Source organism: Blautia sp. MCC270, from assembly GCF_018785605.1.
Lineage (GTDB): Bacteria > Bacillota > Clostridia > Lachnospirales > Lachnospiraceae > Blautia_A > Blautia_A fusiformis.
This window is the reverse complement of record NZ_WQQD01000029.1, coordinates 26,024-40,561: the sequence shown is the minus strand read 5'-3', so window position 1 is coordinate 40,561 and position 14,538 is coordinate 26,024. Positions and strand designations below refer to the sequence as shown.

The 14,538-nt window shown below is 45.9% G+C and carries 16 protein-coding genes; 12 read left to right on the top strand and 4 right to left on the bottom strand.

Going from position 1 to position 14,538, the window contains the following annotated elements:
* Nucleotides 1-81 precede the first annotated feature (81 nt).
* The 10 genes from rpmI to GPK58_RS09350 all read left to right on the top strand — a co-directional run bounded on the left by rpmI (nt 82) and on the right by GPK58_RS09350 (nt 8,617).
* The gene (rpmI, locus tag GPK58_RS09395) at nt 82-279 is read left to right on the top strand and encodes a 50S ribosomal protein L35 (RefSeq protein WP_021651646.1); all 198 of its coding nucleotides are present in this window, start codon (nt 82-84) and stop codon (nt 277-279) included.
* Between the two features lie 33 nt (nt 280-312).
* Entirely contained in the window at nt 313-669 is a 357-nt protein-coding gene (rplT, locus tag GPK58_RS09390; RefSeq protein WP_015526090.1) for a 50S ribosomal protein L20, read from the top strand.
* A 236-nt stretch (nt 670-905) separates the two neighbouring features.
* Entirely contained in the window at nt 906-2,063 is a 1,158-nt protein-coding gene (locus GPK58_RS09385; RefSeq protein ID WP_015526089.1) for an ABC transporter substrate-binding protein, read from the top strand.
* 96 nt (nt 2,064-2,159) lie between these two features.
* A complete protein-coding gene (locus tag GPK58_RS09380; protein WP_015526088.1) occupies nt 2,160-3,044 on the top strand; it encodes a branched-chain amino acid ABC transporter permease in 885 nt (294 codons plus the stop codon).
* 10 nt (nt 3,045-3,054) lie between these two features.
* On the top strand, nt 3,055-4,128 hold the full coding sequence (locus GPK58_RS09375) for a branched-chain amino acid ABC transporter permease (protein WP_021651649.1): 1,074 nt from the start codon (nt 3,055-3,057) through the stop codon (nt 4,126-4,128).
* Nucleotides 4,129-4,130: 2 nt separating this feature from the next.
* Nucleotides 4,131-4,889, top strand: coding sequence for an ABC transporter ATP-binding protein (locus tag GPK58_RS09370; protein ID WP_147603281.1), 759 nt, complete (start codon nt 4,131-4,133; stop codon nt 4,887-4,889).
* Between the two features lie 14 nt (nt 4,890-4,903).
* Nucleotides 4,904-5,614, top strand: a complete 711-nt coding sequence (locus tag GPK58_RS09365; protein WP_015526086.1) for an ABC transporter ATP-binding protein — start codon at nt 4,904-4,906, stop codon at nt 5,612-5,614.
* Between the two features lie 10 nt (nt 5,615-5,624).
* Nucleotides 5,625-6,245 carry a cytidylate kinase-like family protein gene (locus GPK58_RS09360; protein ID WP_215638554.1) on the top strand — a complete coding sequence of 207 codons (621 nt, stop codon included), beginning with the start codon at nt 5,625-5,627 and terminating at the stop codon, nt 6,243-6,245.
* Between the two features lie 102 nt (nt 6,246-6,347).
* Nucleotides 6,348-7,112 (top strand): polysaccharide deacetylase family protein, encoded by a 765-nt coding sequence (locus tag GPK58_RS09355; protein ID WP_092071246.1) that lies wholly within the window; start codon nt 6,348-6,350, stop codon nt 7,110-7,112.
* Between the two features lie 182 nt (nt 7,113-7,294).
* Complete coding sequence (locus GPK58_RS09350) at nt 7,295-8,617, top strand: replication-associated recombination protein A (RefSeq protein WP_215638553.1); 1,323 nt, start codon at nt 7,295-7,297, stop codon at nt 8,615-8,617.
* Nucleotides 8,618-8,645: 28 nt separating this feature from the next.
* Here the strand turns inward: GPK58_RS09350 and GPK58_RS09345 are convergent, their stop codons facing one another.
* The 3 genes from GPK58_RS09345 to GPK58_RS09335 are packed head-to-tail and all read right to left on the bottom strand — an operon-like array spanning nt 8,646 to nt 10,803.
* Entirely contained in the window at nt 8,646-9,158 is a 513-nt protein-coding gene (locus GPK58_RS09345; RefSeq protein ID WP_059086750.1) for a DUF4364 family protein, read from the bottom strand.
* 14 nt (nt 9,159-9,172) lie between these two features.
* Nucleotides 9,173-10,114 carry a TIGR01212 family radical SAM protein gene (locus GPK58_RS09340; RefSeq protein WP_015526081.1) on the bottom strand — a complete coding sequence of 314 codons (942 nt, stop codon included), beginning with the start codon at nt 10,112-10,114 and terminating at the stop codon, nt 9,173-9,175.
* Nucleotides 10,114-10,803: a YesL family protein gene (locus GPK58_RS09335; protein WP_110102929.1), complete on the bottom strand. Its 690-nt coding sequence runs from the start codon at nt 10,801-10,803 to the stop codon at nt 10,114-10,116. The genes GPK58_RS09340 and GPK58_RS09335 overlap by 1 nt, the downstream gene beginning before the upstream one ends.
* A gap of 239 nt (nt 10,804-11,042) precedes the next feature.
* Between GPK58_RS09335 and GPK58_RS09330 the strand changes: the two genes are divergently transcribed.
* On the top strand, nt 11,043-11,360 hold the full coding sequence (locus tag GPK58_RS09330) for a YerC/YecD family TrpR-related protein (RefSeq protein WP_015526079.1): 318 nt from the start codon (nt 11,043-11,045) through the stop codon (nt 11,358-11,360).
* 130 nt (nt 11,361-11,490) lie between these two features.
* Here GPK58_RS09330 and GPK58_RS09325 read toward each other — a convergent pair whose 3' ends face one another.
* The gene (locus tag GPK58_RS09325; protein ID WP_015526078.1) at nt 11,491-12,111 is read right to left on the bottom strand and encodes a DUF1836 domain-containing protein; all 621 of its coding nucleotides are present in this window, start codon (nt 12,109-12,111) and stop codon (nt 11,491-11,493) included.
* A 145-nt stretch (nt 12,112-12,256) separates the two neighbouring features.
* Between GPK58_RS09325 and pcrA the strand changes: the two genes are divergently transcribed.
* Nucleotides 12,257-14,500, top strand: a complete 2,244-nt coding sequence (gene pcrA, locus GPK58_RS09320) for a DNA helicase PcrA (RefSeq protein WP_161209765.1) — start codon at nt 12,257-12,259, stop codon at nt 14,498-14,500.
* Nucleotides 14,501-14,538 lie beyond the last annotated feature (38 nt).

Below are 14,538 nucleotides of genomic sequence, written 5' to 3'. Positions count from 1 at the left end.
ATCTCAGTCTTCACGGCAACAGCCGGGCAGAACGGGATGCTATATAAAATTTAGAAGTACCAAATCAAGGAGGAATTCATAATGCCAAAAATTAAAACTTGCAGAGCAGCAGCAAAGCGCTTTAAAAAAACAGGTACAGGAAAATTAGTAAGAAATAAAGCCTACAAGAGCCATATCCTTACAAAGAAATCTCAGAAGAGAAAGAGAAATCTGAGAAAATCTACTGTTGTTGATTCTACTAATGTAAAGAGCATGAAGAAAGTATTACCATATTTATAAGATAGAGAAGACGAACAGGAGGAGAATTAAGAAATGGCAAGAATTAAAGGCGGATTAAACGCAAAGAAAAGACATAACCGTACATTAAAACTGGCAAAAGGCTACAGAGGAGCCCGTTCCAAACAGTATAGAGTAGCAAAACAGTCTGTAATGAGAGCTCTTACAAGCTCCTATGCAGGAAGAAAACAGAAGAAACGTCAGTTCAGACAGCTCTGGATCGCTCGTATCAACGCAGCAGCAAGAATGAACGGACTTTCCTACAGCAAAATGATGCACGGCCTTAAGGTTGCAAACATCGACATCAACAGAAAGATGCTTGCAGAGATGGCTGTTAATGATGCAGCAGGCTTCACAGCTCTTGCTGAGATCGCTAAGAAAGCAATCGCATAAGTAAAGTATTAAGAGACGAAGGAGTCCAGGGAATTTTTCCCTGGATTTTTTTGTAAAAAAATTCAGACAATTTGCCGAAAAACGACACAAGCTGTACAGCGGACAAGTGTCCGTGTTGTGCAATCAGACGAAAAACAACAGATAACTAAATTTGCCCTTGAAATAAAAAATATGCGATGCTATAATTTTACCATTAAACATTAGTAACGCGACAAAGCGCAGGAGGAGAGATTATTATGAAGAATTGGAAGAAAGTAATCGGCGTTGCATCAGCAGCAGCGATGACAGCAGCTATGATGATGCCTACATCAGTTTTTGCAGCAGATGAGACATTTAAGATCGGTGTGATCGGACCGATGACAGGTGATTACGCACAGTACGGTACCAACGTATACAACGCAGCCAAGATCGCAGCTGATGAGATCAACGAGAACGGTGGATTCAACGGATATAAAGTAGAGATTCTTGACGCAGGTGATGACCAGGGAGATCCGGAGAAGGCTGTTAACGCATACAATGACCTGATCGATAAAGGAATGCAGATGCTTTGTGGAACTGTAACATCCGGTTCCTGTATCGCAGTAGGAGCTGAGGCAGCTGAGGATACATTCCTCTTCACACCATCCGCAACAGCACTTGACTGTATCACAGCAGGAACAAACGAGTTCCGTATGTGCTTCACAGACCCGGCACAGGGAACCAAATCTGCTCAGTACATTTCCGAGCACAAACTTGCAACGAAAGTAGCAGTACTTTATGATTCCGCTGCTGACTACAACTCCGGTGTACATGACGCATTCGTTGCAGCAGCTGCTGATGACGGACTTGAAGTAGTTGCAGATGAGGCTTACACAACAGACAGCAACACAGACTATTCTGTACAGCTTGCAAAGATCAAGAAGAGCGGCGCTGAGCTTCTTTTCCTTCCAAACTACTATTCCGACAATGCGCTGATCCTTCAGCAGGCATCTGAGGCAGGACTTGACATTAAATTCTTTGGTGTAGATGGCATGGATGGTATCCTCAATGTAGAGAACTTCGATAAATCCCTTGCAGAGGGTGTTATGCTTCTGACACCATTCTCCGCAACAGCTACAGATGAGAAGAGCCAGAACTTCGTAAAAGCATACGGCGATGCTCACAACGGTGAGATCCCGAACCAGTTTGCGGCAGATACATATGATGTACTTTACGCAATGCAGCTTGCAGCTGACGATGCAAAGATCACACCAGATATGGAAAATGCAGACATCAGTGCAGCAATGAGCGCATCCATGGCAAACATCGAGCTTGATGGACTTACCGGAAAAGCAAAATGGACCGAGGATGGCGAGTGTGATAAAGAGCCGAAAGCATTCGAGATCAAAGACGGTGCTTATGTAGAGATGAAATAAGGAATTTCTGTTAACGTTAGGGGTCAGGGGACGGTCACCTTTAGTGGGAACCGTCCCCTTTTTCCCTTATCAATAAACAATTAAAAGAGGTGCGTTATGAGTTTTATATCTTATTTAAAAGACGGCATCAGTCTTGGCAGTATCTATGCAATCATCGCACTTGGATATACCATGGTTTATGGTATTGCCAAGATGCTGAACTTCGCACACGGAGATGTTATCATGGTGGGAGCTTATATCATCCTTACCTGTATCACAAGAGGCGGCATGTCACCGATCCTTGCTGTGATCCTTTCCGTTGTGATCTGTACACTGCTTGGTGTTGTCATTGAGAAGGTAGCTTACAGTCCACTTAGAAAAGCTTCCTCAAACCTGGCCGTTCTTATCACGGCTATCGGTGTCAGTTATCTGCTTCAGAACCTGGCACTTCTGATCTTCGGTGCAGATGCCAAGAGTTTCGTAGCTGTTATCAAAGTTCCGTCCATCACACTGTTTGACGGTGAGCTTACCATCAAGGGAATCACCATCGTAACCATCCTTGCATGTATCATCATCATGGTGGGACTTTCCCTCTTTGTAAAAAAGACAAAACCTGGCCGTGCCATGCAGGCGGTTTCCGAGGACAGAGATGCGGCACAGCTGATGGGAGTTAACGTCAATGCGACAATTTCCCTCACATTTGCCATCGGTTCCGGACTTGCAGCGATCGCAGGCCTTCTGCTCTGTCAGACTTATCCGACACTGACTCCTTACACAGGAGCCATGCCTGGTATCAAAGCTTTCGTAGCTGCTGTATTCGGTGGAATCGGTTCGATTCCGGGAGCTATGGTCGGCGGCATCCTTCTGGGAATCATCGAGATCTTCGGAAAAGCTTATATTTCTTCTCAGGTTGCAGATGCGATCGTATTTGCTGTCCTGATCGTCGTGCTTCTTGTAAAACCTACCGGACTGTTCGGCAAGAACATCCAGGAGAAAGTGTAAGGTGGCCGATATGAAGAATATGAAAAACAAAACAACAAAAAATAACATGATCAACTACGGAATTGTCATTGTACTCTTTGTGATCGTACAGGCACTTTCCTCAACTGGAAATCTTTCCAGACTTCTTATGGGACTTCTTGTTCCCCTTTGTGTTTATACCATTGCATCAGTTTCCCTGAACCTGGTAGTCGGTTTTTCCGGTGAGCTGAGCCTTGGACATGCGGGCTTCATGTGCGTGGGAGCTTTTTCCAGTGCCCTGTTTTCACAGGTTGTTGCAGACTCCATTCCGCAGGTTCCTCGCTTTATCCTTGCAATCCTTGTAGGTGCGGCAGTTGCAGCACTGTTCGGTGTGATCATCGGTATTCCGGTACTTCGTCTCCGCGGTGACTACCTGGCTATTGTTACACTGGCTTTTGGTGAGATCATTAAGAACCTGATCAATGTACTTTACATTGGCGTGGATGACAAAGGACTTCACGTTGCAACAAGTGCAGCCGGTCTTCATCTGGAAGCCGGCGGAAAGCAGATTCTCAAAGGTGCCCTTGGTATTTCGGGAACAGCAACTCTTTATAAAGATATCAAGAATTACTTTTTCCTGATCGGCGTGATCCTGCTTCTTCTCACATTGTTTATTGTACAGAACCTTGTAAACTCCAGAAGCGGACGTGCTATTATGTCAACCAGGGACAACCGTATTGCAGCGGAGTCTGTAGGAATCAATATCACCAGATACAAACTGCTTGCATTTACAATTTCCGCAGCCCTTGCAGGAGTTGCAGGTGTGCTGTATGCACATAACCTTTCTCTTCTTAAGGTTTCTGTATTCGATTACAATATGTCCATTCTGGTACTTGTGTATGTAGTACTTGGAGGAATCGGAAATATCAGAGGATCTATCATTGCAACCATTATCCTTTATGCACTGCCTGAGCTTCTCCGTGGATTCGCAAACTACCGTATGCTGATCTATGCCATCGTACTGATCATCATGATGCTCTTTAACTGGGCACCGGCAGCAAGAGACTGGAGAGCACGCATGGTAGAGAAATTTAAAGGCAAAAAAGAGAAAAAGGAGGTGGCCTGATCATGGCAATGCTGGAAGTAAATAATCTGTCTATCCAGTTCGGCGGTCTTCGTGCTGTTGACGGCTTTAATATGACCATTGAGAAGGGACAGCTCTATGGACTGATCGGACCTAACGGTGCCGGTAAGACAACGGTATTCAACCTTCTCACAGGTGTATACAAACCAACAGAGGGAATCATCAGACTGGACGGCCAGGACATCACCGGAAAAAGCACCATTGAGATCAACAAGGCCGGAATTGCAAGAACCTTTCAGAATATCCGTCTTTTCAAGGATATGCCGGTTCTTGACAATGTAAAAGTAGGACTTCACAATCATCATCCATATTCCACACTGACCGGGATCTTAAGACTGCCGAAATATTACAAGGTAGAAAAAGAGATGAATGAACGTGCCATGGAGATACTGAGGGTGTTTGATCTGGATAAGGAAGCAGACACTCTGGCAGGAAATCTGCCTTATGGTAAACAGCGTAAGCTGGAGATCGCCAGAGCTCTTGCCACAGAGCCGAAGCTTCTTCTCCTGGATGAGCCGGCGGCTGGTATGAACCCGAATGAGACACAGGAGCTGATGGATACTATCCGTTTTGTGCGGGAGCATTTTGATATGACTGTTCTTCTGATCGAGCACGACATGAAACTGGTGGGCGGTATCTGTGAGGAACTTACAGTTCTGAACTTCGGTCAGGTACTGATCCAGGGTGAGACATCTGCAGTGCTGAAAGACCCGACGGTTATCACTGCATATCTGGGAGAATAAGGAGGAACGAGACAATGGCAATGTTGGAAGTAAAGGACCTCCAGGTCTATTATGGTGTGATCCAGGCTCTGAAGGGAATTTCTTTTCATGTAAATCAGGGAGAGGTTATTGCGCTGATCGGTGCCAACGGTGCCGGAAAGACAACCACACTTCAGACACTTACCGGAATTCTTTCTCCGAAGTCCGGAAGCATTGTGTTTGAGGGAAAAGACCTCACAAGAACACCAGCCCATAAGATCGTAGAAATGGGAATGGCACACGTTCCGGAAGGAAGACGAGTATTTGCGGATATGTCCGTTTATGAGAATCTGCTCCTTGGAGCCTATACAAGAAAGGACAAGGCAGAGATCGCAGAGAGCCTTGCTGGTGTATACAAGAGATTTCCGCGTCTGGAAGAACGTAAAGGACAGCGTGCCGGAACACTTTCCGGTGGTGAGCAGCAGATGCTTGCCATGGGACGTGCACTGATGAGCAGACCAAGGATCATTTTGATGGATGAGCCGTCCATGGGTCTGTCGCCGATTTTTGTAAATGAGATTTTTGACATTATCCGCGAGGTAAGTGAGAGCGGAACTACAGTGCTTCTGGTTGAGCAGAATGCGAAGAAGGCTCTTTCCATTGCGGACAGAGCGTACGTTCTGGAAACAGGAAGCATTACTATGGATGGAAAGGCAGAGGATCTTCTGAATGACGAGGCCGTTCAGAAGGCATATCTTGGAGAGTAGGGGGAAAGACATGGATAATTTCGTAATTACCATTGCAAGACAGTATGGAAGCGGTGGACGTACCATCGGAGAGGAGCTTGCAAAGAAATTAGGGATTTCTTACTATGACAAGGATATCATCCGCATGGCATCTGAGGAGAGCGGCATTCATGAGCAGCTCTTTGGAAGGGCAGATGAAAATGTCAGCACAAAGCAGAGATTTTTTGCAAAGTCCGGAATCTACAAGGGTGAGCTGATCCCGCCTCAGAGCAAGGATTTTACATCCGATGAGAACCTGTTTAATTATCAGGCAAAGGTAATCCGGCAGCTGGCAGAAAAAGAGTCCTGTGTGATCATCGGACGTTGTGCAAATATGATCCTGAAGGATTATTCCAATGTTCTTCGTGTGTTTGTTTACGGAGACTGGGATTTCCGTATCCGTGAGGCAAGCAAGAAGCTCAGCGGAACCACAAAGGACATTGAGAAATTCATGCATAAAGATGACAAACGCAAAGAAGATTTCTGCAAACGTTTCATGGGTGTTGACTGGGCAGACATGACGAAATACAATCTGTGCCTGGATAACGGTACCCTTGGTTATGAGAAATGCGTGGAGGAGATCGAGAGTGCACTTGAGATCCTGAAAAAATAAGACATATATCAGAGAATATTCCCCGGGAAAGAAAAGCCAAAAGTCTTTTCCCGGGGATTTTTTCATATATTGTGGAAAAGTATATTTGATCCGGCGGGAAATATGGATAAGCGAAAAAAATATTTCTGTGTAGTGGCAATGGTATTGATTCTGCTCAGCGGATATGGAAAAATCTCAGACAGTGCATTTCGGATGCGGGTGACCAGAATGATCGCCGGTGAGGGGATGCTCCGGCTGGTGGCGGCGCAGTACGGACAAAAAGCAGCAGAACCGGTGGCTGAGACAGCCTCTGACAGAAGCGAAAAAGAGGATCGTCCACGTGTGGCTCTTACCTTTGATGATGGACCGCATGCAACATATACACCTCTGCTTTTGGATGGCCTGCGGAAGCGTGGGATCCATGCCACATTTTTTCTTATGGGAAAAAATATCCGAGGAAATGAGGAAATCGTAACGCAGATGCAGAGAGACGGTCATCTCATCGGTAATCACACGTATGATCACGTGCAGCTTGATAAGCTTCCTGGTGATCAGGCATGTCAGCAGATCATAAAGACGAATAATGAGATCTACGAGATCACCGGAGAATATCCCATGTATCTTCGCCCGCCCTACGGTGCCTGGCCGAAGGATCTGGAGCTCTGTGTGACCATGCTGCCGGTATTCTGGGATGTGGATACCCTGGACTGGAAATCAAAAAATGTCCGTTCTGTGGAAAATATCGTAAAAAGACAAGTGAAGGATGGCTCCATTATCCTGATGCATGACAGCTTTTCTACATCCGTGGAAGCGGCCCTGGAGATCGCGGATATGCTTACGGAAGAAGGATATGACCTGGTAACTGCAGATCAGCTGCTGGTGATGTAACTGTGATTTGCCGAAAAGGCAGAAACGATTGCTTTTTTATGTGCAAACAGGTAAAATTATAAAAATAAGGAATCTGTCCGTATGCCGGAAACAAATGAAACGATCGTTGCCGGATACAGATCTATGAAAAGAATACGGATCGTGAATATCCGCTTTTTACAGAAAATACAGGAGTGAAAACCATGGATTTATTTGAATACGCAAAATCAAAAACGCTGGACCAGGAGTCGCCTCTGGCATCCAGACTGCGTCCGCGAACGCTGGATGAGGTGGTGGGACAGCAGCACATCGTAGGAAAAGATAAATTGCTGTATCGTGCCATAAAGGCGGATAAGCTGACATCTGTTATTTTTTACGGCCCTCCGGGAACCGGAAAGACCACCCTGGCAAAAGTCATCGCCAATACCACAAGCGCCAGCTTTACCCAGATCAATGCAACCGTAGCAGGGAAGAAAGATATGGAAGCAGTTGTAAAGCAGGCACAGGACGATCTCGGCATGTATGGGAAAAAGACCATTCTGTTCATTGATGAGATCCACCGTTTCAACAAGGGACAGCAGGATTATCTTCTTCCCTTTGTGGAGGATGGAACCATCATTCTTATCGGGGCCACAACAGAGAATCCATATTTTGAGGTAAACGGAGCGCTTCTTTCAAGATCGATCATCTTTGAATTGAAGTCCCTGGAGATACCGGAGATAAAGGAACTGATCTTGCGTGCGGTTAACGATCCGGAACGTGGAATGGGAAGCTATGGGGCGGTGATCGAGGAGGATGCTTTGGAATTTCTGGCAGATATGGCAGGAGGAGACGCCAGAAGCGCTTTAAACGCCATAGAATTGGGAATCCTCACCACACCCCGTGATACAGACGGTAAGATTCATCTGACCCTTGAGGTGGCTTCTGAGTGTATCCAGAAGCGGGTGGTGCGCTACGATAAGAACGGGGACAATCATTATGATATCATTTCTGCCTTTATCAAGAGCATGCGAGGCTCCGATCCGGATGCGGCAGTCTATTATCTGGCAAAAATGCTCTATGCAGGAGAAGATGTGAAGTTTATTGCAAGGAGGATCATGATCCTTGCTTCCGAAGATATTGGAAATGCAGATCCGCAGGCTCTCTGCGTGGCAGCAGCAGCAGCTCAGGCTGTGGAACGTGTGGGAATGCCGGAGTCCCAGATCATTCTTTCCCAGGCAGTTACATACATGGCCTGTGCACCCAAGAGCAATTCTGCAGTAAATGCCATACAGGAAGCCATGCGCTGCGTGAAGGCGAAGAAGACAACCGTTCCGGTGCATCTGCAGGATGCCCATTATGGTGGCCACGAAAGTCTGGGTCATGGTATCGGATATAAATATGCCCATGATTATCCGAATCACTATGTAAAACAGCAGTATCTGCCATCAGAAATCGAAGGAGAACATTTTTACGAGCTCAGTGATATGGGATATGAAAAGAAACTGAAAGAGCATATGAAGAAGATCCACGAAGAAGCGAAATAAATGAATATAAGTAAAACGGAGGAGCCTCTCAGAGAAGCTCCTCCATTATTTTGTCATAAACATTCTGGTATTTATAAGGCCAGCTTTCACATACAGACTGTGCAGCAGCAAGATTTGGCACATTGATGCTGAGATCAACGATGCTGACGCCGCTTTCGATGATCCGCAGACGTACCGAGTAGCTACCCTCTTTGGTGGGATAGTAATCTGCAGGAGTCAGGAGATGTTCTTCGATCTTGCAGTGGAGGGAATTGAGATATTCTTCCACTTCTTTCTTGATGTCAGAGGAAAGTTCTTTGGAAAAATATTTCAGAGTGTTTTTTCCCTCGGAGGTCAGTCGATAGTAACTGCGGTTGGACTGTGAAGACATTTCCACCAGATCTGCCTCCACAAGTTCGGAAACTGCCTGCTGGAGCTGAAAATAATTGGTGTATTTCCGGTCCAGGATAAAATCGGTAATCTGGGAATTTGTGAGATCCCCATCGGAATTCTGCAGCATATATAAAATAATAAGCTTATAGGTTGTAAAAGGTGATGCCATAAGAATCCTCCTTTTTACTGGCTGCGGGAAAGGGCTTCGAGAGCTTTTCCCTGAAAACTTGCTCTTTCTTTCATCCGGTGATGAAGAAGGTTTAAAACTTCTCGTTTGCGGCTGGCCCATAAAGGTGCGATCAGCAGATCCTTCGGTCCATCGCCGGTGACCCGGTGGATCACGATATCCGGTCTGAGATGTTCCAGACAGTCAATGACAAGGTTCAGATACTCGTCCCGTTCATAAGTGCGGAAAAGACCGGCTTCATGATCAGCGGCAAGATCTGTACCACGCAGTACATGAAGAAGCTGCAGCTTGATCCCCTGGATATCCATGGCGTTCAGATAAGCCATTGTTTCCAGGATATCCTTCCGGCTTTCACCGGGAAGCCCCAGGATGGTGTGGACGATCACTTCGATGCCGCCTGCGCGGAGATTTTTTACTGCGGTATCAAAACAGGACAGTGGATAGCCGCGCCGTATATATCTGGCGGTATCTTCATGGATAGTCTGGAGTCCCAGCTCCACCCACACCGGTTTGATCTGGTTCAGGGAATAAAGAAGATCCAGTACATCATCTCCCAGACAGTCCGGTCTGGTACCAATGGACAGTGCCACGATATCCGGATGGGAGATGGCTTCTGTGAAGATCTTACGCAGGTGTTCCACAGGAGCATATGTGTTTGTATATGCCTGAAAATAGGCGATATATTTATGGATCGGGCGTTTGGAAGAGAGACTTTTGATCTGTGTGTTGATCTGCTCTGTAATGGAAAGAGCGGCGTTTGCTGCAAAATCTCCGCTTCCGCCCTGGCTGCAGAAGATGCAGCCTTTTTTGCCCAGGGTGCCGTCACGGTTGGGACAGGACATGCCGCCGTTTAATGCAACCCGGTAGACCTTTTCGCCGTATCGCTCCCGGAGCATATAGTCCAGAGAATGATATGGCTTGTCGTTCCAGCGCTTCATTATGCCTCTTTCGGTTCGTTTTTCTCTTCGCCGTTTTCTTCGTTTTCATCTTTCGGTATATAGTTATCGAAGATCTTTACAAAGATCTTCGATTTCCAGTACGCCAGCGTAGAAAATCCCATCAGAATAAAAAGCATGATCAGGATGGATGTAAACCGTGCGTAGCTCACATAAGCAAAAAGCCACATCAGTAGGAGTGGGGACGCAGAGATCACAAGCATCAAAAGTGTCAGCGGAAGATGGCGGACGGACATCAGGAATGCATTTACAAAGGTATTCTTGACGGAATTAAAAAATTTGGAAAGGATCGGATAAATGTACAGAAGGATCATCGCATAGATCAGTGCAAATGCAATGAACAGACTGAAAAGTCCTTTGTACATAGCTCCGCTTCCGACTCTGGCGATCCGAAGATCGATAAACAGAACAGCAGCGGTGAGGAGCATGATGATATTGATGATGGTCGCCTGTTTGAAGTTCTGTTTGAAGGAGTGGAAAAAGCTGCGGGCAATATAGGATTCCTCGTCTCTTGCCATCTTTAGTGTGACATAGTAGAGAGCTGTTATGGAGGCGCCTGCGGTGACAACCGGAATGCAGCAGAGGATGCACAGAAAATTCAGAAGAAGCAGGTCTGCTACGCGTCCCATGAACACGAAGAATTTGTTGTCCATGTTGAAAAAACGATTCATTTGATAAGTCTCCTTTTCTTTTGGATATTATTTTAAGTATACCCAATCACAGCAGAAAAAGCAAATCCCAAATGTTTTCCGGGGCAGTGGAAATGGGAAAATCATGTGTCCGCCATAGAAAGACAAAAAAGAGAAATAGTTTATTAAATTTTCCTAAAAGGCTTGCTTATCACGATTTAGAGTGTTAAAATATCAGTATTGTATTAGACGAAATTCATGTATTTTAAAGGAGCGTAACAATGAGCAAAAAAATCAGGACGGAGGCTGTGGATCATCTTTTTGAAGCGATCCTGTGCCTGAAGGACAAGGAAGAGTGTTATACATTTTTTGAGGATGTGTGCACCATCAATGAGCTGCTTTCTTTATCTCAGCGCTTCGAGGTAGCCAAGATGCTTACTGATAAGCGTACATACCTTGATATTTCCGAGAAAACAGGAGCTTCCACAGCTACGATCAGCCGTGTGAACCGTTCCCTGAACTATGGAAATGATGGTTATGAGATGGTATTTGCACGTATGAAGAAGGATAACGGGGAGCAGGGCGGCGAAGCAGAATAAGGCTTACGTCCATACCGTGATGATAACGGATAATGCTGTAACGAAAAAGAGACAGGCGATCGTGCGTCTGTCTCTTTTTTTTCGGTGCGCCCGGCGACGCACGTTTATGACCGGATGTGAGCTCCGGATATTATTTGTCTTTTTTTGAGGAATCCGTATCTTTTGAGGAATTCATGTGGTCGATCATGTTTTCGATGATCATTTTTTTCATGTATACGTCGAAGCTAAGAAGACAGATAAAGGAAAACTGGTGAAGGAATTCCTTATCCTCCGGGTCGGCGTCCTCAAAAATTTCTCCGGCACTTTTGAAACGGCGCATAAGATCCTTTTCCAGGTAACGGATCTGTGACTGCTCCATACTGAAAACCTCCTGGTAGATGTAAGTCATGTCCTTTTCTGTAACGGACTTGAAGTATTTCTCGGTGATCGGTCCCAGAAGGGTCTGGATATCACTGATGGAGAGGATATTCTTAAAATAGTAGATAAAGATCAGCATCAGCAGATGCTCCCGGGAATAGCGCTTCTTTTCCGGCGGGGGAAGGAGCTTGTTCTTTGCGTAATTGTTGATCATGGTCTTGGTCAGGATCTTGTCATCATGATGACGCTTGGTGGAAGCGAGATTATCTTCCATAAAGGTTGTGACCTGATCCATGTAAAGAGCAATATTGGGAATTTCATCGGGTTTTATATAATCAAGCTCAGCAATTTTTGCAAAAATGCTGTTCATCATTTCTTTTTCGTTTTCTGTCATCGTATTATCACCTCTGCTCCTTATTATATAGTTTTAAATACTACTTGTAAAGAAACTTTTTTTCAGAGAGGTGGGTTTACCGGAAAGTAAAGTCATGATAGTATATAAAGATACTGTTCATATGGAAAAAGAAATGGAGATCAAAATGAGTATACATGATGCTTTGGACACATTGAATCCTATGCAGCGGGAAGCTGCCGTACATACAGAGGGACCACTTCTGATCCTTGCAGGAGCCGGTTCCGGAAAAACAAGAGTGCTGACCCACAGGATCGCCTATTTAATGGAAGAAAAGGGTGTAAACCCATGGAATATCCTGGCGATCACCTTTACCAACAAGGCCGCCAGTGAGATGCGGGAACGTGTGAATAAAATTGCGGGAATGGGTGCGGAGAGCGTATGGGTCTCCACCTTCCATTCCGCCTGCGTGAGGATCCTGCGCAGACATATTGAGGTGCTGGGCTTTGGCAGTAATTTTACCATCTATGATGCCGACGACCAAAAAACAGTCATGAAGGAAATCTTCCGGAAGTTTGATATCAATACCAAGATTTACAAGGAACGAGGCGTTCTTGCTGAGATTTCCCATGCCAAGGATGAACTGATCACACCGGAAGAGATGGAGCTGAATGCAGGCGGCGATCCGGATGCACGGAAGATTGCCGGTATGTATAAGGAATATCAGTCTATCCTCAGGGGAAACAATGCGCTGGATTTTGATGACCTGATCGTGAAGACTGTGGAGCTTTTTCAGCATAATCCGGATATCCTGGACTATTATCAGGAACGTTTCAAATATATTATGGTGGATGAGTATCAGGATACCAATACTGCCCAGTTTAAATTTGTAAGTCTTCTTGCTGAGAAATACAAGAATCTCTGTGTGGTTGGTGATGATGATCAGTCCATCTATCGTTTTCGTGGAGCAAATATCGGGAATATCTTAGGCTTTGAGAAGGTTTTTCCTGAGGCTAAGGTGGTGCGCCTGGAACAGAATTACCGTTCTACCCAGAACATCCTCAATGCAGCCAATGAGGTGATCGTCAACAACACAGAGCGTAAGGAAAAACGCCTCTGGACAGAGAACGAAGAGGGCGATAAAGTACATTTCCGTCAGTTCAACAACGGATTTGAGGAAGCGGAGTATGTTGCAGGAGAGATCATCCAGGGGCGCCGCAACGGGAAATTCCAGTACAAGGACTGTGCAGTACTTTATCGGACCAATGCCCAGTCTCGTCTCTTTGAGGAGAAATTTCTCCTGGCAAATGTTCCTTATAAGATTGTCGGCGGCGTGAACTTTTATGCCCGCAAAGAGATCAAGGATCTGTTAAGCTATCTGAAGACCATTGACAATGCCAGTGATGATCTGGCTGTGCGCAGGATCTTAAATGTGCCAAAAAGAGGAATCGGACTCACCAGCATCGGCCGTGTCCAGGACTATGCGGATATGATGAACCTGAGCTTTTACGATGCGCTCCGCGTGGTGGAGGAAGTACCGTCCATTGGCAGGGCAGCAGGAAAGATCAATGATTTTGTATCCTTTATCCAGGGACTGAAAAGTAAGGCAGAGGCCTATACAGTCCGTGAAACCCTGGAAGAGGTCATTGAGCTTACCGGTTATGTGAAGGAACTGGAGGCAGAGAAAACGGAGGAGGCTCAGGCGAGGATCGAAAATATCGATGAGCTGATCTCCAAGACAGAATCCTTCCAGGAAGCCATGGAGGAGGCCGGACAGCCGGCAACACTTTCTGCATTTCTGGAGGAGATCGCACTGGTGGCAGATATCGATTCTGTTGATCCGGATCAGGATTATGTGTTGCTGATGACCCTTCACAGTGCCAAGGGACTGGAATTCCCCAATGTATTTATCGTGGGAATGGAGGACGGTGTTTTTCCGGGATATGCTTCCATCTGGTCCGGTGATCCGTCGGATATCGAGGAGGAGCGAAGGCTCTGTTATGTGGGAATCACCCGTGCCATGAAGGAACTGACTTTAACCTGTGCAAAACAGCGGATGATCCGTGGGGAGACTCAGTATAACCGTGTGTCACGTTTTGTAAGGGAGGTTCCACGGGAGCTGGTAGATCTTGGACATACCATTCAGGAGAAAAAGCCCAGAGTAGATGATATCGTATCTCCGAAAAGCGCCTATGCCCAGATGAAAATGAATTTCCAGGCAAAGAGCACCCTGCAGAAAAAAGATTTCACAGTGAAGAAGGCGGACAGCCTGGACTATGGTGAGGGAGACACGGTCCGTCATGTGAAATTCGGAGTCGGTATCGTAAAAAATATCGCAGACGGCGGCAGAGACTACGAAGTGACGGTAGACTTTGACAAAGTCGGCGTGAAAAAAATGTTCGCCGGTTTTGCCAAGCTGAAGAAGATCTGAGAGGGATCTCTCCGGGCAGACTATTTCTGCAAAAAACT